The sequence below is a fragment of the Cellulomonas fimi genome, assembly GCF_012952065.1.
Lineage (GTDB): Bacteria > Actinomycetota > Actinomycetes > Actinomycetales > Cellulomonadaceae > Pengzhenrongella > Pengzhenrongella fimi_A.
Genome location: NZ_JABCJJ010000009.1, coordinates 1 through 19424, shown reverse-complemented (window position 1 = coordinate 19424; position 19424 = coordinate 1). Strand labels below are relative to the sequence as shown.

General features: G+C 71.6%; 26 protein-coding genes and 1 pseudogene. 19 read left to right on the top strand and 8 right to left on the bottom strand.

Features of this window, described 5'->3' with window-relative positions; translation table 11 throughout:
- Window positions 1–16 precede the first annotated feature (16 nt).
- Genes hpaD through HIR71_RS07675 form a run of 3 tightly spaced genes read left to right on the top strand, consistent with a single transcriptional unit; the run spans window position 17 to window position 2757 of the window.
- A complete protein-coding gene (hpaD, locus tag HIR71_RS07685; RefSeq protein WP_311836168.1) occupies window positions 17–1138 on the top strand; it encodes a 3,4-dihydroxyphenylacetate 2,3-dioxygenase in 1122 nt (373 codons plus the stop codon).
- Window positions 1139–1186: 48 nt separating this feature from the next.
- The gene (locus tag HIR71_RS07680; RefSeq protein ID WP_169324476.1) at window positions 1187–1972 is read left to right on the top strand and encodes a fumarylacetoacetate hydrolase family protein; all 786 of its coding nucleotides are present in this window, start codon (window positions 1187–1189) and stop codon (window positions 1970–1972) included.
- Window positions 1957–2757, top strand: coding sequence for an aldolase/citrate lyase family protein (locus tag HIR71_RS07675; protein ID WP_169324475.1), 801 nt, complete (start codon window positions 1957–1959; stop codon window positions 2755–2757). The genes HIR71_RS07680 and HIR71_RS07675 overlap by 16 nt, the downstream gene beginning before the upstream one ends.
- Before the next feature lie 15 nt (window positions 2758–2772).
- Here the strand turns inward: HIR71_RS07675 and HIR71_RS07670 are convergent, their stop codons facing one another.
- Entirely contained in the window at window positions 2773–3657 is an 885-nt protein-coding gene (locus tag HIR71_RS07670) for an SDR family oxidoreductase (RefSeq protein ID WP_169324474.1), read from the bottom strand.
- 100 nt (window positions 3658–3757) lie between these two features.
- On the opposite strand from HIR71_RS07670, the gene HIR71_RS17170 reads away from it, so the two are divergent.
- The 3 genes from HIR71_RS17170 (at window position 3758) to HIR71_RS07655 (ending at window position 8057) form a co-directional block, all read left to right on the top strand.
- Window positions 3758–6340, top strand: a complete 2583-nt coding sequence (locus HIR71_RS17170; protein WP_282959255.1) for a helix-turn-helix transcriptional regulator — start codon at window positions 3758–3760, stop codon at window positions 6338–6340.
- A gap of 71 nt (window positions 6341–6411) precedes the next feature.
- Window positions 6412–6867, top strand: a complete 456-nt coding sequence (locus HIR71_RS07660; RefSeq protein ID WP_169324473.1) for a cupin domain-containing protein — start codon at window positions 6412–6414, stop codon at window positions 6865–6867.
- A gap of 170 nt (window positions 6868–7037) precedes the next feature.
- Window positions 7038–8057, top strand: a complete 1020-nt coding sequence (locus HIR71_RS07655; protein WP_169324565.1) for an LLM class flavin-dependent oxidoreductase — start codon at window positions 7038–7040, stop codon at window positions 8055–8057.
- Window positions 8058–8136: 79 nt separating this feature from the next.
- On the opposite strand, the gene HIR71_RS07650 is transcribed toward HIR71_RS07655, so the two are convergent.
- From HIR71_RS07650 to cmtR, 4 genes are all read right to left on the bottom strand, one after another.
- Window positions 8137–8754 (bottom strand): Asp23/Gls24 family envelope stress response protein, encoded by a 618-nt coding sequence (locus HIR71_RS07650; protein WP_169324472.1) that lies wholly within the window; start codon window positions 8752–8754, stop codon window positions 8137–8139.
- A gap of 5 nt (window positions 8755–8759) precedes the next feature.
- Window positions 8760–8918 carry an RNA polymerase sigma factor gene (locus tag HIR71_RS17600; protein WP_396031229.1) on the bottom strand — a complete coding sequence of 53 codons (159 nt, stop codon included), beginning with the start codon at window positions 8916–8918 and terminating at the stop codon, window positions 8760–8762.
- 93 nt (window positions 8919–9011) lie between these two features.
- A complete protein-coding gene (locus HIR71_RS07640) occupies window positions 9012–9620 on the bottom strand; it encodes a cadmium resistance transporter (protein WP_169324471.1) in 609 nt (202 codons plus the stop codon).
- Window positions 9617–9976, bottom strand: coding sequence for a Cd(II)/Pb(II)-sensing metalloregulatory transcriptional regulator CmtR (gene cmtR, locus HIR71_RS07635; protein WP_169324470.1), 360 nt, complete (start codon window positions 9974–9976; stop codon window positions 9617–9619). The genes HIR71_RS07640 and cmtR overlap by 4 nt, the downstream gene beginning before the upstream one ends.
- Window positions 9977–10433: 457 nt before the next feature.
- On the opposite strand from cmtR, the gene HIR71_RS17425 reads away from it, so the two are divergent.
- From HIR71_RS17425 to HIR71_RS07615, 5 genes are all read left to right on the top strand, one after another.
- On the top strand, window positions 10434–10835 hold the full coding sequence (locus HIR71_RS17425; RefSeq protein WP_311836167.1) for a bile acid:sodium symporter: 402 nt from the start codon (window positions 10434–10436) through the stop codon (window positions 10833–10835).
- 11 nt (window positions 10836–10846) lie between these two features.
- Entirely contained in the window at window positions 10847–11407 is a 561-nt protein-coding gene (locus HIR71_RS17420; RefSeq protein ID WP_311836166.1) for a hypothetical protein, read from the top strand.
- Between the two features lie 209 nt (window positions 11408–11616).
- Complete coding sequence (locus tag HIR71_RS07625; protein ID WP_169324469.1) at window positions 11617–12216, top strand: recombinase family protein; 600 nt, start codon at window positions 11617–11619, stop codon at window positions 12214–12216.
- Window positions 12217–12223: 7 nt separating this feature from the next.
- On the top strand, window positions 12224–13624 hold the full coding sequence (locus tag HIR71_RS07620; RefSeq protein WP_169324468.1) for a Mu transposase C-terminal domain-containing protein: 1401 nt from the start codon (window positions 12224–12226) through the stop codon (window positions 13622–13624).
- Window positions 13621–14418 carry an AAA family ATPase gene (locus HIR71_RS07615; RefSeq protein ID WP_169324467.1) on the top strand — a complete coding sequence of 266 codons (798 nt, stop codon included), beginning with the start codon at window positions 13621–13623 and terminating at the stop codon, window positions 14416–14418. Before HIR71_RS07620 ends, HIR71_RS07615 begins: the two co-directional genes overlap by 4 nt.
- Window positions 14419–14432: 14 nt before the next feature.
- On the opposite strand, the gene HIR71_RS17165 is transcribed toward HIR71_RS07615, so the two are convergent.
- Window positions 14433–14882, bottom strand: a complete 450-nt coding sequence (locus HIR71_RS17165) for an RNA polymerase sigma factor (RefSeq protein ID WP_169324466.1) — start codon at window positions 14880–14882, stop codon at window positions 14433–14435.
- A gap of 148 nt (window positions 14883–15030) precedes the next feature.
- On the opposite strand from HIR71_RS17165, the gene HIR71_RS07605 reads away from it, so the two are divergent.
- The 7 genes from HIR71_RS07605 to HIR71_RS07575 are packed head-to-tail and all read left to right on the top strand — an operon-like array spanning window position 15031 to window position 17874.
- Window positions 15031–15498, top strand: a complete 468-nt coding sequence (locus HIR71_RS07605) for an Asp23/Gls24 family envelope stress response protein (protein WP_169324465.1) — start codon at window positions 15031–15033, stop codon at window positions 15496–15498.
- Window positions 15495–15848: a hypothetical protein gene (locus HIR71_RS07600; protein ID WP_211373923.1), complete on the top strand. Its 354-nt coding sequence runs from the start codon at window positions 15495–15497 to the stop codon at window positions 15846–15848. The genes HIR71_RS07605 and HIR71_RS07600 overlap by 4 nt, the downstream gene beginning before the upstream one ends.
- Window positions 15845–16099, top strand: a complete 255-nt coding sequence (locus HIR71_RS07595; protein WP_169324464.1) for a hypothetical protein — start codon at window positions 15845–15847, stop codon at window positions 16097–16099. The genes HIR71_RS07600 and HIR71_RS07595 overlap by 4 nt, the downstream gene beginning before the upstream one ends.
- A 53-nt stretch (window positions 16100–16152) precedes the next feature.
- Window positions 16153–16338: a hypothetical protein gene (locus tag HIR71_RS07590; protein ID WP_169324463.1), complete on the top strand. Its 186-nt coding sequence runs from the start codon at window positions 16153–16155 to the stop codon at window positions 16336–16338.
- The gene (locus tag HIR71_RS07585; protein ID WP_169324462.1) at window positions 16335–16754 is read left to right on the top strand and encodes an Asp23/Gls24 family envelope stress response protein; all 420 of its coding nucleotides are present in this window, start codon (window positions 16335–16337) and stop codon (window positions 16752–16754) included. The genes HIR71_RS07590 and HIR71_RS07585 overlap by 4 nt, the downstream gene beginning before the upstream one ends.
- Window positions 16755–16759: 5 nt before the next feature.
- Window positions 16760–17299: a DUF6286 domain-containing protein gene (locus tag HIR71_RS07580; RefSeq protein WP_169324461.1), complete on the top strand. Its 540-nt coding sequence runs from the start codon at window positions 16760–16762 to the stop codon at window positions 17297–17299.
- The gene (locus HIR71_RS07575) at window positions 17299–17874 is read left to right on the top strand and encodes an alkaline shock response membrane anchor protein AmaP (protein WP_169324460.1); all 576 of its coding nucleotides are present in this window, start codon (window positions 17299–17301) and stop codon (window positions 17872–17874) included. The genes HIR71_RS07580 and HIR71_RS07575 overlap by 1 nt, the downstream gene beginning before the upstream one ends.
- 74 nt (window positions 17875–17948) lie before the next feature.
- Here the strand turns inward: HIR71_RS07575 and HIR71_RS07570 are convergent, their stop codons facing one another.
- Entirely contained in the window at window positions 17949–18350 is a 402-nt protein-coding gene (locus HIR71_RS07570; RefSeq protein ID WP_396031186.1) for an anti-sigma factor, read from the bottom strand.
- Window positions 18347–18532, bottom strand: a pseudogene (locus HIR71_RS07565) (sigma factor-like helix-turn-helix DNA-binding protein); the annotation flags it as partial. The gene HIR71_RS07570 and the pseudogene HIR71_RS07565, both read right to left, overlap by 4 nt.
- Before the next feature lie 113 nt (window positions 18533–18645).
- Between HIR71_RS07565 and HIR71_RS07560 the strand changes: the two are divergent.
- On the top strand, window positions 18646–19332 hold the full coding sequence (locus tag HIR71_RS07560) for a hypothetical protein (RefSeq protein WP_169324458.1): 687 nt from the start codon (window positions 18646–18648) through the stop codon (window positions 19330–19332).
- Window positions 19333–19424: the final 92 nt, after the last annotated feature.

Sequence of the window (19424 nt, the reverse complement as noted above, 5' to 3'; positions counted from 1 at the left end):
AGGCAGGGACCTGGACGTGAGGACCGCCGAGACCCCGGGCGCGACCGGCCGCATCCCGACGCCGACGTCGCCGCCGCCGGACATCCTGCGCTGCGCGTCCATGGAGCTGGTCGTCACCGACCTGGCGGCCTCGCGTCACTTCTACGTCGACGTCCTCGGTCTCGTCGTGACCGAGGAGGACACGGACACCGTCCACCTGCGCACGTTCGAGGAGTTCATCCACCACAACCTCGTGCTGCGCCAGGGACCGGTCGCCGCCGCGGCGGCCCTGTCCTACCGCGTGCGCTCCCCCGCGGACCTGGACCGGGCGGTCGCGTTCTACGCCGAGCTCGGATGCCGGGTCGAGCGGCGCGCCGAGGGCTTCACCAGCGGCGTCGGCGACTCGGTACGGGTGGTCGACCCGCTCGGCTTCCCGCAGGAGTTCTTCCACGACGTGCAGCACGTCGAGCGTCTCGCGTGGCGGTACGACCTGCAGCCGCCGGGTGCGCTCGTCCGGCTGGACCACTTCAACCAGATGACGCCGGACGTCCCCCGGGCGGTCGCGTTCATGGAAGGCCTCGGGTTCCGCGTGACGGAGGACATCCGGGACGCCGAGGGCACCACGTACGCCGCGTGGATGCGCCGCAAGCCCACCGTGCACGACACCGCGATGACGGGCGGCGACGGCCCCCGCATGCACCACGTCGCGTTCGCCACCCACGAGAAGCACAGCATCATCGCGATCTGCGACAGGCTCGGCGCGCTGCGCCTGTCCGACCGCATCGAGCGGGGCCCCGGGCGCCACGGGGTCTCGAACGCGTTCTACCTGTACCTGCGTGACCCTGACGGCCACCGCGTGGAGATCTACACGCAGGACTACTACACGGGCGACCCCGACAACCCGGTCGTCACGTGGGACGTGCACGACAACCAGCGACGCGACTGGTGGGGGAATCCCGTCGTCCCGTCCTGGTACACCGAGGCGTCCCTCGTCCTGGACCTCGACGGACATCCCCAGCCGGTCGTCGCGCGCACCGAGGCCGGCGAGCTGGCGGTGACCGTCGGTGCCGACGGGTTCTCGTACACGCGAGCGGGCGACGAGCCTGACGAGCTGCCGACGTGGAAGCAGGGCGAGTACAAGCTGGGCCACCAGCTGTGACGGTCCTGGTTCCCCGCGGCGGGACGACCCAGAGCCCCGGAGGTACGGATGCTGCCGCCTGAGACGATCGCGGCGATCGCGGACGAGCTGGCCGCCGCCGGACGCGACCGGACGACCGTGCCGCTGGTCACCGCACGGCACCCCGGGATGACCGTCGAGGACGCGTACGCCGTGCAGCACGCCTGGCGCCGCCGGGCCGTCGACGCCGGCCGGCGGCCCGTCGGTCGCAAGATCGGCCTCACCTCCAAGGTGATGCAGGCGGCGACCGGCATCGACGAGCCCGACTACGGGGCGATCTTCGACGACATGGTGTTCGAGAACGGCTCCGTCATCGAGCACGCGCGGTTCTCGAACGTGCGGATCGAGGTCGAGCTCGCGTTCGTGCTCGACGCGCCCGTGGACGGACCGCACGCCACCGTGCTCGACGTCCTGCGGGCCACCGAGTACGTCGTCCCGGCGCTGGAGATCCTCTCGTCCCGCATCGAGCTCGAGGGGCGCACGATCGTCGACACGATCAGCGACAACGCGGCGATGGGCGGCATGGTCTACGGCGGCAACCCCGTGCGGCCGGGGGAGGTCGATCTCCGGTGGGTCTCGGCGCTGCTGTACCGCCAGGGGACCATCGAGGAGTCCGGCGTGGCCGCCGCGGTCCTGAACCACCCGGCCATGGGCGTCGCGTGGCTCGCGAACAAGCTCGCCCAGCACGGCGACCGGCTGGAGGCCGGGGAGCTCGTGCTGGCCGGCTCGTTCACCCGCCCGATCTGGATCCAGCCGGGCGACACGGTGCTGGCCGACTTCCGCGACCTGGGGACGATCACATGCCGCTTCACCTGACGCCCACGTTCCGCGACGCCCTGGCGGCAGAGCGGACGCGAAGGACCGACCACCGGCCGCTCGCCGGCATGTGGGTGTGCACGGGCAGCCCGCTGGTCGCGGAGATCTGCGCGGGCTCGGGCCTGGACTGGCTGCTCGTCGACATGGAGCACTCGCCCAACGGGCTGGAGTCGGTGCTCGCGCAGCTCCAGGCGGTCGCCGCCTACCCGGTGAGCCCGGTCGTGCGGGTGCCGAGCGGCGACGCCGTCCTGATCAAGCAGGTCCTCGACGTGGGGGCGCAGAACCTCCTCGTGCCCATGGTGTCGTCGGCGGACGAGGCGGAGGCCGTCGTCGCCGCCGTGCGCTACCCACCCCGCGGACGCCGGGGCGTCGGGTCGGCGCTCGCCCGCTCCGCCCGGTGGAACCGGGTCGACCGGTACCTCCAGGACGCCGACGCGCACGTCTCGGTGTTCGTGCAGATCGAGACGGCCGAGGGAGTCGCGGCCGCCGACGCGATCGCGGCCGTCGACGGGGTCGACGGGGTGTTCGTGGGGCCGTCCGACCTCGCCGCCTCGATGGGACTGATCGGCGAGCAGAGCCACCCGGATGTCGTCGCGGCGGTCCACCGCACGTTCGAGGCCGTGCGCGCGGCGGGCAAGCCCGTCGGTGTGAACGCGTTCGACGCTGCCCTGGCGCGCTCGTACGTCGCCGCCGGCGCGTCCTTCGTGCTCGTCGGTGCCGACGTGGCGATCCTCGCGCGAGGGTCGGAGGCCCTCGCCGGCCGGCTGGCGCCCGCGGCTCGGTGACGTGGCTGGGCTCCGTCACGGGGCGGCCGGGTCCGGGGCCGGGGACGCGACCCCGGCAGCGTCGGACCGCAGGCCCAGACCCCGCGTCCAGACGGCGTCCATGGCGCGGGCCGGCAGCAGCGTGCGCAGCGCGACGAGCATCCGGGCGTCCCGTCCCACCACGGTCCGTGGGCGCATCCGGCGGCGCGAGAGCGCGTCCTCGACGACCCGCGCCACCGTCTCGGCGGGCGCCGCACCCGCACGGATCTTCGCCACCAGCCGGCGTTCGCCCGCGAAGTGGCCGGCGTAGAGCTCGCGCAGCTCGGGCTCCAGGGCGTTCTCGAGGGAGTCGATGAGGCCGTCCATCTGGTGCCAGGGATCGGTGTCGATCACCCCCGGCTCGACGAGCCCGACCTGGACGCCGAACGGACCCAGCTCGACCCGAAGGCAGTCGGCGACCGCCTCGACAGCGAACTTCGACGCGTTGTAGAGGCCCGTGAACGGGAAGGACACGCGCCCGTTGATCGAGGAGATGAACACGACCCGCCCGCGGGCCTGCCGCAAGCGAGGCAGCACCGCCCGGGTGACGGCCAGCGGGCCGAACAGGTTGGCGTCGAACTGACGCGCCATGTCGTCCCGGGCCACCGTCTCGACCGGACCGGCGACGGCGATGCCGACGTTGTTGACGAGGGCGTCGAGCCGGTCGGGCAGGACGGCGTCGAGGCGCGCCACCTGCGCGGGGACCGTGACGTCGAGCTCGACCGGGGTGATCGTGCCGCGCTCCTCGGCGAGCGACTTCACGGCGACGTCGGTGCGGACACCGGCGTACACGTGCCAGCCGAAGGCGGCGAGACGGACGGCGATGGCGCGGCCGATCCCGCGGCCGGCGCCGGTGACGAGGACGGAGCGCGCGGTGCTCATCGAGGTGCCTCTCGGGGATGTGGTGGCACGACGATGCCGCCGATGCACGACGGCGGCCCGAGTAGTGCGGTACTCGGATCGGCGTGGCTAGCATCGGCCCATGGAGCGGCTGTGGCCGCTCACCGGCCGGGACGAGGAGCTGCAGGAGATCGCAGCGGCCATCCGGCCAGGTGGCGCCGGGATCGTGGTCGCGGGACCCGCGGGGGTCGGCAAGACCCGACTGGCGCGGGAGGCCGTCGCGCGCGCCGTCGGCCGCGGCACCCAGGTGGTGTGGGCGCTGGGCAGCAGGGCCGCCCGCCCCTTCCCGTTCGGCGCGTTCGCAGGGCTTGTCGACCTCCCTGCGGGTGATGCCTCCACGGGCGTCGCCCGGGTCCTGGACGACCTGGTCAGCCGTGGCCGGCTGGTGCTGGCGGTGGACGACGCGCACCTGCTCGACGAGCTCTCCGCGGTGGTCCTGCACCGCGTCGTGGTGCGTGGGCTCGCCCCGGCCGTCGTCACGGTCCGGGACGGGGAACCGGCCCCGGACACGGTGACGTCGTTGTGGAAGGACGACCTCCTGCCGCGCCGCGACCTCCCGCCTCTGGACCGCGCGACGACGACGGCGCTGGTCGCACGCGTGCTGCGGGGACCGGTCGAGTCGAGCGCGGCCCATCGGCTCTGGGCGCTGACCCGGGGCAGCCCGCTCTTCCTCCGCCACCTGCTCGCCGGCGAGGTGAGCGCGGGCCGGCTCGAGGCGGCCACGGGGATCTGGCGCTGGTCCGGGGAACCCCGGGTCTCCCCCGGGCTCGCGGCACTCCTCGAGCGGGAGATCGGGGAGCTGGACCGGCCCGTGCAGGACGTGGTCGATCTCGCGGCCCTCGGGGAGCCGCTCGCGCTCGCCACCGTCGTCGCGCTCACGGGGGCCGACGCCGTCGAGGAGGCCGAGACGCGCGGTCTGATCCAGCTGGGCGGACCTCCCGACGGCCCGGTCGCCCGGCTCGCGCACCCGCTGTACGGCGAGGTCCGGCGCGAGGCGATGGGCACGGTCCGGTCACGGCGGCTGCGCGGCCGGCTCGCCGCCCGGCTCGACGGAGGGACGGACCCGATCCCTCGGGCGGTCCTCGTGCTCGACTCCGACCTCCCCCCCGACCCGGGCCTGTTCCTGCGCGCCGCCGAGGCGGCCATCGGCTACCACGACCTGCCGCTCGCGGAGCGGCTCGCCCGCGCGGCCGCGGCCGGCGGTGGAGGGGACGCCCGCCTGGTGCACGCGTCGACGCTGTCGTGGCTCACCCGGGGCGAGGAGGCCGAGGCCATCCTGCGGGACCTGGCCGACAACGCTCCGACCGGCCCGCTCCGGGCGCAGGCGCAGGCCCACCGGGCGGGGAACCTGCTCTGGACGCTGCGCCAGGCCGACCGGGCGAGAGACGTCCTGGCCCACGCGCTCGACGATCCCGACTGCGGGCCGGCGCGCGTCCGGCTCGAAGCCCTGATGGCCGCCTGGGAGGTTGCGGTCGGGGACGCCGCCGCTGGGCTGGACCGCGCCCTCGCTCTGCTGGAGCGGGGAGTGACCGACGACCTGGCGCTGCTGGTCGTCGCCGCAGCGGTGGCAGCGGGGGCCGCCGTGGGCGGGCGCGTCGACCTGCTCGACGCCGTGGCCGCCCGCCGGGGCGCCTCGCGGGCCTCACAGGCGATCCCGGTGTACGGGCTGGCCGACTGGCTCGTGCTCGGGTACCGCCTCGCCGGGATCCCGGCGTCGGCGAACGACGCTGCCGCGGAGCTGGGGGCGTCCTCCGCCGACCTGCCCGGCCCGGCCCGACTGATGGGGCTGGTCCTGGCGGGCCACGCCGCGCTGGCGACCGGCCACGTCGGGCACGCGCTGGTCCCGCTGCGCGAGGCGTGGGCCGGGTTCGCCGACTCTGCCCACGAGTTCCGGTTCCGCTGCCGCACCCTCCTGGCGACGTCGTACGCCATCGCCGGCCGGCCGGAGGCTGCCCGCCCGCTGGTGGACGCGCTCGTCGGTGACCGCCACCCCGCGTACGTGCTCTACGCGCCCGAGGACGAGCTGGCACGCGCGTGGCTCGCGGCGGCCGAGGGGTCCCTCGGCGAGGCGGTCGGGCTCGCCGAGGCCGCCGCGGCACTCGCACGCCGGCAGAGCTCGCCCGCCTACGAGGTGCTCGCCTGGCAGACCGCGACCCAGCTCGGCGGTGCGGGCGGCGCGGTCGAGCGTCTCGCGGCGCTCGCCGACGAGGTGGCCGGTCCGCGGGTCGGCGTCGCGCTGACGCACGCACGGGCCCTGGCGGCGCTCGACGCGGACGGGCTCGCGGCGTCGGCGCATGCGTGGGAAGGGCTCGGCGATCTCGTGGCCGCGGGCGACGCCGCCGCGCAGGCAGCCGACGTCCACCGCCGGTACGGGCGCACGGGGTCGGCTCTGACGGCCGCCGCCCGGGCGCAGGAGATCGCGCACCGGTCGGGCGCCTGGACCCCGGCCCTCGCCACCGCCGCGCGGCCCCTGCCGCTGACGCCCCGCGAACGGGAGATCGCGCTCCTCGCCGCCCGGGGTATGAGCAACCGGGAGATCGCCGCGCGGCTCACGGTGTCGGTCCGGACGGTCGAAGGGCACCTGTACCGGGCCGGCCACAAGCTCGACGTCTCCGATCGCGCGGAGCTCGCCGGCATCCTGAGCGGCTCGCCCGCACATGAGTAGCCGACTACTCGCGCCGACGTGCACCGCAGGGTCCGAGCCTGGTGCCTCGACACGGCAGAGGGAGACCGGCCATGAGCACGACGAGCACGACCCATGTCCGCCCGGACGAGGGCGTCCGCTACCCGATGATCGACGGCGACCACGTCGTCAAGGCCGCGGTCCACGAGGCGGACGGCGCCTTCGAGGTCTTCGAGGTCCACTCCTCGGCGGGTCCGGCCGCACCGGCGCACGTCTCCCCCTGGGCGGGCGTCCTCTACCTGCTCGACGGTGCGCTGACCGCCTGGGTCGACGGCGACACGTACGACGTCGAACCCGGAGGGCTCGTGACGATGCCGGCGGGCGTCCCGTGCACGTTCTCCGTTCCCGAGGGCGAGGCGCGCTTCCTGGCGATCACGTCTGGCAACGGGGCGGCCCGCTTCTTCGCCGACTTCGCGCGAGCGGTGTCGGCGGACCGGCCCGTCGAGGAGTCGATGACCGAGATCATGGCCGTCACGGCGCGGCACGGGGTCTCGCTCGCGGGTACCTGACCGAGCGATCCGGCGTCGGCGTCACCCCGGCGGGGCCGCAGACGTCCGACATCGGTGCCGTGCGGCCCGTCGCGCGCGTCACGGCCGTGACCGGGTGGCCCGCGGGCGGCGCGCCATGTAGAAGTGTCCCGACCGGCATGCCCGAGAAGGATGAGCTCGTGGGGGCAGATGTGAAGAAGATCGGGTTCCTCTCGTTCGGCCACTGGACGCCGTCGCCGTCCTCGCAGACCCGCTCGGCCTCCGACGCTCTGCTGCAGTCGATCGAGCTGGCGGTCGCCGTCGAAGAGCTCGGGGCCGATGGCGCGTATTTCCGCGTGCATCACTTCGCGAGCCAGCTCTCCGCGCCGTTCCCGCTGCTCGCTGCGATCGGCGCCAGGACGAGCCGCATCGAGATCGGGACCGGCGTGATCGACATGCGCTACGAGAACCCGCTCTACATGGCCGAGGACTCTGGCGTGGCGGACGTCATCTCCGGTGGACGCCTCCAGCTGGGCATCAGCCGGGGATCGCCCGAGCAGGTGATCGACGGGTTCCGCTACTTCGGCCACGAGCCCGCGGAGGGTTCGGACCACGCGGCCATGGCCCGCGAGCACACGCGGGTGTTCCTCGAGGTGATCGAGGGGAAGGGCTTCGCGCGCCCGAACCCCCAGCCGATGTTCCCGAACCCGCCCGGCCTGCTCCGGATCGAGCCGCACTCACCCGGGCTGTCCGACCGGATCTGGTGGGGTGCCGGCTCGCGCAAGACGGCCGAGTGGGCCGCGGAGCAGGGCATGAACCTGATGAGCTCGACCCTGCTCACCGAGGACACCGGCGTGCCGTTCCACCAGCTGCAGGCTGAGCAGATCCAGCGGTTCCGGGACGCCTGGAAGGCCGCAGGCCACGGACGTGAGCCGCGTGTCTCGGTCAGCCGCAGCATCTTCCCGATCGTCACCGACCTCGACCGAGCGTACTTCGGGAGCCAGACGGGGAGCAAGGACCAGGTCGGGCACCTGGACACCGGCGCTGCCCGCTTCGGCAGGACCTACGCCGGTGAGCCCGACCAGCTGGTGAAGGAGCTGGCCGCGGACGAGGCGATCGCGGCCGCGGACACCCTCCTCCTCACCGTCCCGAACCAGCTCGGCGTCGACTACAACGCACATCTCATGGAGAGCGTGCTGCGCCACGTCGCGCCCGAGCTCGGCTGGCGCTGATCCCGGCACGCGGTGCACGAGGGTCACGGCTGCCGCTCGACGGTGCCCGGAGGGCTGCGTCACGCCCGTCGTACGGTCGTCACCCGGAGCGGGGCCTTCCGACCGGTTGGACGTCCGCGACCGTGACGTTGACCTCGGCGGCGGTCAGGTCGAGCTGGGTGGCGATGACACCCGTGATGTGTGCCCGGACCCGGTCGGCGATGTCGGGGATGTTGGCGCCCATCTCGATGGCGACCTGGATGTCGACCACGACATGGGAGCCGGCGACGCCGACGTCGGTCGCGGCGTCGGTCTCGGGCCCGGCGATGTGCGCCGGTGAGGAGTAGGGGCTGGTGCGGCCGGAGCCCAGGGCGAGCGCGACGTGCGGGATCTCTTCGGCGGCGAGGCGCGCGACGGCGGCGATGACCCGGGCTGCGATGCGGGTGTGACCGCGGTCGGTGGGCACGAACGCGAACCAGGTGTGCTCGGTGAGCTCTCGGACCCGCGCCATGACGGCGCGAAGCACGCTCTCGGGGGTGCGGACCTCTTCCGCGGCGAGGTGATCGACGGGCGCCCACAGCTCGGTGAGCTGGGCCAGCGCGGCGCGGCAGTGGGGGCAGGTCGACTGGTGGCCGGAGTCGGCCGGGGGGGCGTGGTCGGCGACCTGGGTCAGGAGGTCGTCGTAGTCGGCTCCACAGGGCAGTCGGGTCGATCCCATGGCGGTCACCTCCACTCCTGCAGCTGTTCGACGAGGGCATGGCGGGCGCGGTGGACGCGCACCTTGGCCGCCGACTCGCTGATGCCCAGGATGCGCCCCGTCTCGGCGTGTGTACATCCACCGAAGGTGTGCAGGACCAGGGCGGCGCGCTGGTCGAACGGCAGAGCCAGGACTGTGGTCTTCGTCTTTGAGTGGCGGGAGGCTTTCCGTGTTACTGGTGCGGGCTGTGCCCGAGAGCGTGCCTGCCCCGGGAACCCTCAGAGGCCGAAGGCACCGCCTTCGACGAGGATGACGAGGCCCAGACCGATCAGGACGACCGGGAACAGGACGTGTTCCCAGCGCTCAAGTACTTCGGCGATCGGCCGCCGGGTGGCGACGAACCGGGCCAGCATGACAAGGCCCGCGACGAGCACGAGGAAGGCGACACAGTAGGCCACCACGGCCGTAGGTCCCACGCTGAGGAAGACCGGGACGTAGACGCCGATGTTGTCCCCGCCGTTGGCGAGGGTGACTCCGGCGACGGTTAAGACGGTGACCTTCTTATCGGCGACCTTATCGGCGACCTTGGCGTCGTCATCGTCATCATCCCCGCGCCAAGCCCTCCATGCGGCCCACAGTCCGAGAGCCAGGGGTATGAGACCGAAGTACGGGATGACTTCCGCGGGGAGGAACGCTCCTGCGCCCAACGACACGAGCACGGCCGCGCCCAGGATGCCCGCGAATCCCAGGTACTGGCCTGCGGCAATCCGGACCGTCGTCCCGCGCTGCCCCGCGCCGCGGGCGAAGAACAGCGAGAGCACGATGATGTCGTCGATGTTGGTGGCAATGAACAGGCCGATGGCCTGCAGAACTGAGGACAGGATCATGCGCCCGCCTCGGCGTTGCCGCACCCGGGAACCGGGCAGGCAGAGTCGATGCACGGGGCGCTCTCATCCACCGCGAGGGTGACGTCGACCAGCGCGCTGAGCGCTCGGGCCAGATGCGGGTCGGCGATCTCGTAGCGCGTCTGGCGGCCCTCGGGCTCGGCGACCACGATGCCGCAGTCGCGCAGGCATGCCAGATGGTTCGACACGTTCGAGCGCGTCAGCCCCAAATCGCGTGCCAGCTCCGCCGGGTAGGCCGGCCGTTCGAGCAACGTCATGAGAAGTCGTGACCGGGTCGGGTCGGCCAGGGCCCGGCCCAACCGGTTCATCGCATCTAGGCGAGAGGTAGTGGTCAGCACGGGCTGAATAGTACAGCAGGCACTGAACCGACAGTTACGAACGGGAACGCACTTTCCATCGCGGTCACGTTCGCTGGGCTCCTCATCGGTGTCGTCGCCGGAGCCACCGTCGCCGCGGTGCTCGTTCGCCGTCGGTAGTCTCAACGCAGCGCCTGCTCACCCGCCGTGATACCGGGCGCAGGCCCTGTGTCCGTCGATCTGCTGACCTGTCGATGCGAGCTGCCGTGAGTGGCGCATCGGCGCCGTCTGGGATGCTTTTCCTCGTGTTCGGCGCCGCAAGCTCTGTGATCCTCTGCTCGCCCAACGCCGACCACGCATGGTCGGCATGGTGAGCGACCCCGCTGGTGCAGGGGCGCTCGGGCAGCCGTCGGCCAGTGAACCGCCGGTTATGCAGGGAGGTTGGCCTACCGCCCCGCACGACCCCACGGCGCCCGCAGGCTCGGGCATCGGCCGAGCGGTGGAGTCCGCGGAACGCCACCAGATCGCGATCTATCTCCTCGCCTTGGCGTGCGCCGTGCTGCTCGGCCTGGTCGCTCCCAGGACCGGTCCGACACTTGAGCACGCGATCGAGCCGGTACTCGCGACCCTGCTCTACGCCACGTTCCTCCAGGTCCCCTTCACGACGTTGACCCGCAGCTTCCGTGACGGCCGCTTCCTGGGCGCCGTCCTGGTCGTGAACTTCCTGCTGGTGCCGGTCATCGTGTGGGGCCTGACCCTGATGCTGCCCGCCGACCGAGCTGTCCTGCTTGGCGTGCTACTGGTGCTGCTGACTCCTTGCATCGACTACGTGATCGTCTTCGCGGGCCTGGCGGGCGGCTCCGGGCAGCGCCTGCTGGCCGTGTCGCAGCTCCGCTGCTGATGCTCGCCCAGATGGCGCTGCTACCGCTGTACCTGCTGCTGTTCCTCGGCTCGGATCTCGCGACCATCGTCGACCCTGGGCCTTTCATCGAGGCGTTCGTCGTCCTGATCGTCGTACCGCTGACCCTGGCGTTGTGCACCGAGCTGCTCGCCAACCGGCACCGGGCAGGTGTGGTCATCACGCGGGTCATGACTGCGCTCATGGTGCCCCTGATGGCTGCCACGCTGTTCACGGTCGTGGCCTCGCAGATCCCCCAGGTCCGCGACAGTCTCGGGACCGTCGCCCGCGTGCTCCCCGTCTACGTGGCCTTCCCGGTGATCATGGCGCTAGTGGGCCGGCTGGCGACCCGGGCGTTCGGTCTGGATGTGCCCGCCGGGCGGGCGCTGACCTTCAGCGGCGCGACCCGTAACTCTCTCGTGGTGCTCCCGCTGGCGCTGGCGCTGCCTGAGCCGTACGCGATCGCCGCCGTCGTCGTGGTCACCCAGACCCTCGTCGAGTTGGTCGCCATGATCGTCTACGTGCGCGCGATCCCTCACCTGCAGCCGCACCGAAGGCCGGCGCAATCGGCGTGAACGCGCCGAGTCGGCCCCCGCGGCGCCGAACGCCCGCGAGACCGTTCCCGGCAGCATGGAAGACGTCGCACATTCGAGCGTTTGCGCTACAACCGCAGGCCTGTCTATCGAAGCAGTGTCGACACGAGGCCCGCGTTGTAGCACAACTCTGTGCCAGTATCTACGACTCGATACTTCCTGCGCCGGTCGAGTTTCGCTACGGTCGACGGGTGGGTCATCTCCTTGGGTACGCGCGCGTGTCCACCATCGACCAGGACGCGACGCTCCAGGTCGACGCACTGAACCGGGCCGGGTGCTACCGGGTCTTTATCGACACCAGCTCCGGCGCGCTGCAGCACCGGCCCGAGCTGGACAAGCTGCTCGACCAGATACGCCCTGGCGACACTCTCGTCGTGTGGCGCCTGGACCGCCTCGGCCGCTCGATCCGCCACCTCATCGACCAGCTGCAGGTTCTCGCCGAGCGAGGGGTCGGGTTCCGGTCCTTACAGGAGACGATCGACACCACCTCACCGGGAGGCCGGCTCGTCTTCCACGTCTTCGCCGCCCTCGCCGAGTTCGAGCGCGACCTCATCCGTGAGCGCACCAACGCCGGCCTGACCGCGGCCCGAGCACGTGGGCGCACCGGCGGACGACCGTCGTCACTGTCCACCGACCAGGTCAAGGCCGCTCGGCGGATGTACGAGCAGAAGGACATGACCGTCGCCCAGATCGGCGATGTGCTGGGCGTCAGTCGCACCACGATCTACCGGGCGCTGAACCGCCAGCCCGCCACAGCGAGCGCGCCACGGCGGCCCAGAAGCGCCGTGTAGGCCCGACGTGGACGCGGACGGGCGCTGGCAGATCCTCAGGCTGCACGTCGAGGACAAGATCCCGCTCGCCGCCCTGGCCCGTGACTCCGGGATCGGACTGCGCACGCTGGAACGCTGGCACGCCCGCTACCGCGCCGCTGGGCTGGAGGCTCTGCGTTCGCGGCCGCGCGCCGACGCCGGCGGGCACCACCTGCCTGCGGAGTTGGTCACGCTGATCGAGGGCCTGGGACTGACCAAGCCGCGGCCTTCGATCGCGACGATCCACCGCACGCTCGCCAAGGTCTGTGCCGCCGAGCGGTGGCCCGTGCCTTCTTACTCGGTGGTCTGGTCGATCATCCGCAGCCTGGACCCCGGCATGGTCACCCTGGCACTCGAGGGTGCGGCGTCCTACCGGGACAAGTACGAGCTCGCCCTGCGCCGGGCAGCTGATCGGCCCAACGCGATGTGGCAGGCCGACCACACGCTGCTCGACGTCCTGATCGTCGGCGCCGACGGCAAGCCCGCCCGGCCGTGGCTGACCGCCGTGATGGACGACTGCTCGCGCGCCGTCTGCGGGTACACCGTTTCGCTGGACGCCCCCTCGTCCATGCACACCGCCCTGGCATTGCGACAGGCGATCTGGCACAAGCCCGACCCCGCCTGGCCGATGTGCGGCATCCCGGACGTGCTCTACGTCGACCACGGGTCGGACTTCACCAGCGACCACCTGACCCGCACCGCTGTCGACCTGCACATCCGCCTTATCCACTCCGCCGTCGCCCGCCCGCAGGGACGCGGCAAGATCGAGCGCTTCTTCGGCACCGTCAACACCGAACTCCTCGCCGCTCTGCCCGGGCACATCACCGGCGCCCGCCCGAGGCCGGCGCCCAGGCTCTCCCTGACCGAGCTGGACACGGCGGTTGGGACGTTCGTCGCGGACTACAACGACCGCCCCCACAGCGAGCTCGGTGCCTCACCGCGATCGACATGGATCGCCGACGGGTGGCTGCCACGCATGCCCGACAGCCTCGAAGACCTCGACGGCCTGCTGCTCACCGTGGCTCGACCCCGGACCGTTCGCCGCGACGGCATCCACTTCCAAGGGCTGCGCTACGTGTCCCCGACGCTCGCCGGCTTCGTCGGACGGGCCGTCGTCATCCGCTACGACCCCAGGGACATCACCGAGATCCGCGTCTTCGACCACGACGAGTTCGTCTGTAAGGCAGTCGACCAAGATCACCACGGCGAGCAGGTCAGCCTCAAAGAGGTCCAGGCGGCGCGCAACGCTCGCCGTCGCACCTTGCGCCGGGGCATCAACGAGCGGATCGCCGTCGTCAACGCCCACGCCACTGATCCTCCGCCCCGGCCACTGCCGACACGGGTGCCCCCACCGGCGAAGTTGAAGCTCTACAAGGAGGACCTCTCGTGAGCGAACGCTTCATCGTCACCAAGGAGCACCGCCGCTTCACCGAGTTCGCCGACTCCGTACGACGCGGCCACACCATCGGCCTGTGCTTCGGCGCAGCCGGCGTCGGCAAGACCGTCTCCGCCCGCCGCTACGCCCACTGGGACAAAGCCCATGACCTGCTCGCCGACTGGGGGCCGCGCTCCGAGGACGACGTCAAGGTCTACGCCGCCCTCGCCAAGAGCCGCACCGTCTTGTACACCCCGGGCGTTCTCACCACGCCCCGTCTACTCCGGGACGACCTGAACCTGGCCATCTCGCGGACCAACATCTGCATACAGGAACACGTCGAGGCCGCCGCGGTCTCACGACGGACCAAGAACTACATCCAGCTCATCATCGTCGACGAGTCCGAACGACTCAGCCCCACCGCGCTCGAGCTGCTCCGCGACCGGTACGACCGCGACAACATCGCCGTCATCCTCATCGGCATGCCCGGCCTGGAGAAGCAGTTCAGCCACTACCCCCAGTTCTACAGCCGCGTCGGCTTCGCCCATCACTACCGCGCGCTGGGCAACGACGAGCTGCTCTTCGTCCTCCAGCGCCACTGGCGCGCACTCGGTAAGACCCTGGACCCCGACGACTTCACCGACGCCCAAGCCATCGCCGCCATCGCCCGCGTCACCCGCGGCAACTTCCGGCTCCTCGAACGCCTCTTCCCCCAGATCGAGCGGGTGCTGAAGATCAACGAGCTCCAGACCATCACCAACGACGTCGTCGAAGCCGCGCAGAGCACCCTCGTCATCGGCGTCACCTGAAGCCGCACCGCCAGCTACCAAGCACGACCCACCGCCTTCGATCGGCGAAAGCCACAAGCCAGGACGGCGGCGACGGTGGCGTCGCGGCGTTGACCGGCCACGGCCTCGGCCTCGGGGCCCGCCGCGGTGCTCGTCCGGTCCTGGTCGGGCAGGGTCGTGGTGAGACGGTGGCCGCGGCGCAGGTTGTGGCAGCGGTTGATGACGATGCGGATCAGCCACGTCCCGAAGCCCGAGTCCCCGCGGTAGCCCCCGAGGTTCTTCCACGCCTGGAGCAGGGCGTCCTGGATGACGTCCTGGGCGTCCTGGGGATCGCCGGTCATCCGCAGCGCCACGTGATAGGCGCGGTCCTGGTGCAGGCGCACCAGCGCCTCGAACGCCGATTCGTCCCCGCCCCGCGCCTGGGTGACCAGGAGCGCCTGCCAGCCGGCGTCGCCTCCGGTCGACCCGTCAGGTGCGGGACTCACCCGCGCGTCTTCAACCGGCTCGACATGCGCTGTAACCCTTCGTGCTCTTCGGTGTCTAAGTAGGTGAAAGCCACCGTAACCAGGACGCCGCACCGGCGCCCGCAGGGGCGGTGACCCGATCACAGCCGAGAAGCCACAGGGAGCCACCATGACCACCCCCACCGCATCGAGCAGCACCGCCGTGAGCCGTTCCTCCGCAGCCGCGACCGCGGATGCCCTGCAGACCCCGGAGGGTCGCACCACCATCGCCGACGGCGTGGTGCAGAAGATCGCCGGGCTGGCCGCGAAGGAGGTCGCCGGGGTGCACGCCCTGGGTGGCGGCACCGCGCGCACGCTGGGTGCGCTGCGCGAGCGCATCCCGGGCGCGTCGCAGTCCACCGGTCAGGGTGTGTCCGTGGAGGTCGGCGAGACCCAGGCCGCGATCGACCTCGAGATGGTGACCGAGTACGGCGTGTCGATCGCCGAGGTCGCCAAGGCCGTGCGCCGCAACGTGATCCAGACGGTCGAGGGCATGACCGGCTTGCAGGTCACCGAGGTCAACGTGTCGGTCAACGACATCCACCTGCCGTCGGACGACGACGCCGAGGACCGGCCGGAGCCGGCACGCGTCCAGTGAGCGCGCACACCGTGGTCCCCGGTCCGGACGCGGCGGGTGAGGTCGACCTCATCGCCACCGCCGTCCTGGGGTGCCCGGCCGTCGTGGCGCTGGACACCGGTGGGCTCCGGATGGTCGCCACCTACCTGCCCGGACGCCGGGTGGTGGGGGTGCGCACCGACGAGCAGCTGGTCGAGGTCGCCGTCGTCGGTGCGCTCGGCGTGCCGGTCACCGGCCTGGACCGTCAGGTCCGCGCCGCGGTGGCGCCGTACGCAGCCGGCCGACGCGTGGACCTGCACGTCGCAGATCTGGCCGACCCGTCGGTCGTCGCCGTACCGGTGCCGGTCCCGGTCGGATTGACACCGCCATGACCGCGACCCGCGTCGTCGTCCCGGCGTCGCCTGACCAGGTCAGACGACGCCGACGACGGGCGGTCCTCCGCGCTCACCACCCCGACCTGGGCGGGGACCCGGCCGAGCTGATCCGGCAGCTGAACCTGGTGGACACCGGCGACCGGTTCGACGCCCCGATCGTCTTCACCCGCAGACCGACCGGGCTGCGGCGCGTGACCACGTGGTGGGCGTCGCGGCGTCGCACGCGTCGCCACCCTCGCGTGCACTAGCCCGACCCCGTGCACGTCACTCGTCCTCAACCCTTCGCCTCTTGGAGATTCTCATGCCCCCCACCACAGTGGGTCTGTTCACCGGGCTGCTGCTCGGCATCGCCTGGGTGGTCGGTGGTTTCGACGCGTTCGTCGGCACCGCAGTCCTTGGCGTGGTCGGCTTCATCGTCGGCAAGGTCGTCTCGGGCCAGCTCGACCTGGCCCAGTACCTCGGCGGCGCAAGCCGCGCACCTCGATGACCGCCGTCACCGACACCCCCACCCAGGCGGCGCCTGGGCGGTACGGGGCGCCGGCGGCGCCGGCCGACCGGGGCACGCTCACCGTCAGTGACCGGGTCGTGGAGCGGGTCGCGGGGTACGCCGTCACCCTGGTCGACTCCGCCGCGGCCGCTCCCCGCCGGATCCTGGGTGTCACGCTCGGGGAGGCCGAGGACGACGACGAGGCCCGCGTACGTGCCCAGGTCGCCGGAGACACCGCGACCGTCCAGGCGACCATCGCGGTGGGGTGGCCCGCCTCGATCCGCCAGATCGCCGAGCAGGCCCGTCAGCGCATCCGCGACGACGTGCAGCGCATCACCGACGTGCGGGTGGACCACATCGACATCAACGTGGTCAGCCTCACCGTCCCCGGCGCCCACCGCCCGAGGGTGAGGTGAGCAGCATGGTCCTGACCCATCGCATCCTGGCCGCCCTGTTCGCCCTCGCCCTGCTCCTGGGCGGGTTCCTGGGAGCCGTGGAGATCCTCCTCGCTCGCCTCGGTCAGCCGCCGTGGCTCGTCCCGCACCCGCAGTGGAGCGCCTGGCTGGGCGGTCAGACCTGGGACGCCGGGGCCGTGCGCACAGCGCTGGCCGTCCTCGCTCTTCTCGGGTTGCTGCTCGTGATCCTGGCGCTGCGCCGCGGCAAGCCCCGGGCCCTGGCCCTGCCGCCCCGACCGGGCCACACACCCGCCGGGGTCACCGTGACCGCCAACCGGCGCGGGGTGGAGGCGTCGTTGAGCGCCGCCGCTCGCCGCACCAGCGCGGTCAGCTCCGCCGCCACCACGCTGGGTGGTCGCAGCGCCACGACCACCGTCGTCACCTCGACCCGGTCCGCCGGGAACCTCCAACGGGACGTCACGACCGCGATCAGCCGCCGGCTGGCCGAGCTCGGCCTGGCCGACACGGTGCGCCCGCGGGTCACCATCAAGCACAAGGGGCACTGATGACCACACGGAGCAACAGCGCCAACCGCACCGGGCTCACCCTGATCGGCCTGGTGCTGCTGACCGCCGGGGTCGGCGGGCTCCTGCTGAGCGCCGGGGTCTTCGGGCCGGACCCGGTCAGCTCCCCGGTCCTGCCCGAGGAGGTCCGGACGTTCGCCGGCGACACCCCGTGGTTCTGGTGGGCCGCAGCCGCGGCGTGCCTGCTGCTCGCCCTGCTGGGTGCCCGCTGGCTCATCGCCCAGCTCCGCACCGACCGGTCCGGGCAGATGGACCTGACCGCCGATCCAGGCGACGGGCTCACCCACCTGCACGCCGGCGCGCTGACCACCGCCGTGGAAGACGAAGCCGCGACTATCCGCGGCATCACGGGCGCGGCGGCCCACCTGGTCGACCGCCGCGGACAGCGCCTGCAGCTCGTGGTGGACGTCGCCGACTACGCCGACATCACCGACATCCGCACCGGCCTGGAAGAGCAGGTCGTGCCACACCTGCGCCAGGCGCTGGACACCGACCTGCCCGTCGACATCGAGCTACGCCCGGGCAGAAGCGGACGGTCCGGGCGCGGCCTGACCTGACCCGTCCGGTGCGGCCAACTCCCGCCTACGCCGTCCACCCCACGCTCAGGCCAACGAATCCTGCGTCGTCCGCGCTACGCCTGCGTCGCGTCCAGCATGACCACCGGCTCCGTCGTTGGCTCGTCGGAACCACCGCGGGGCTCGATCGTCATCGCCAACGCGTCCCCGGCGGCGAACGCCCCCGTCACGGCGCGCACACGACCATCGGCGTCGGGCATCACGACATCTCCCACCGGCACCCCGTCGCGCAGGATCCAGAGCTGGTACTCCTTGCCCTCGCCCGGATCGGCGACGCCCGTCGCCGTGAACAGTGCCTGGTCGTCGGAGAGGACGGCGACGGCGGTGCCGCCCCCTTCGACGCCGGCTCGTACCACTCGCGCATCCGGGTCGGCGAGCAGCTCGGCGACGACCTGGGCCTGCTCCTCCGCTCGCTCCATCTGCTGCACATGTCCCGCCTCGACGTCGTCGACGCTCACGCCGCTACCCCCAGGCAGTCGCGAAGACGCAGCAGCCCGTCCCGGATCCGCGTCATGACGGTCCCCAGCGGCGCCCCGAGCTCCTCCGCCACCTCGCGGTACGTCCGGCCGCCGTAGTACGCGAGCGTGACCGCCTGGTGCTGGGTCGGGGTCAGTCCGTCCAGGCAGCGCCGCACACGCTGGCGCTCCATCGCGTCCTCTGAGCTCAGGTGCGGGATTGAATCCGGCCCCCCAAGGTAGGATCGTTGGGAGAATTGAGAGGGGATTTCCCAGGACCAGCGAAATTGAGGAGATCATGAGACGAATTGCACTCGCCGTCTCGATCGCGTTCATTGTCACGGGCTCCGTGACATCCGCTGCGCAGGCCGAGCCGCAGAGCGACTTGGCGTTTGAAATATCACCGGGAGTCAGCGTTGCGGTCGACGATGCGCGCGTCGAGTCGGAACTCGCGGACCGGCGCATCGAACTGGATGCCCTGGCCGTCGCGGGTGATGAGGTCGCCCTCGAGTCGACCTCGGAACTCGGCTCTGGCGCCGACGTCGACTCGACCCTCACGGTGGACTTCAAGGACTCGGCGGCGGATTTCTCGATTCTGACAGAACAGGGCGTGAGCACAACTTACGCAATCGACATCGTCGATCTGAACGACGATCGTGTGGAGCTGATATTCACGGACACTGCAACCGGCCAGACGTCGCCTTACGCAAGCGATCAAGGATCGCTCGCCGCCGTACCGCTGATCCTCGGCATTCCCTTGACTGTCTCGGTACTCGAATCCCTCCTTGCAGCGGCGTTGGATGTCGTCTTTGCCACCGTCGCTTACGCCGCCGTCACGGAAGCGATCAACGCCATCAATGCTCGCGGTTCTCAGTACCAGCACTTCATGGCGATGCGGCAAAGTGCCAGCCTCTTCATCGGAAATCGGCTCTCACTCAACGGGGTAATTCGGCTCTTCGCAGTTGGGGGTGTAGTCCGGCGGTGAGGGTGTGCGGCGCGTCGCGGGGCGGGTAGAGGTCGAGGCCTTCCGATGATGGGAGTTCTCACACTGCCCATCGGGAAGACCTCGACGTGCTT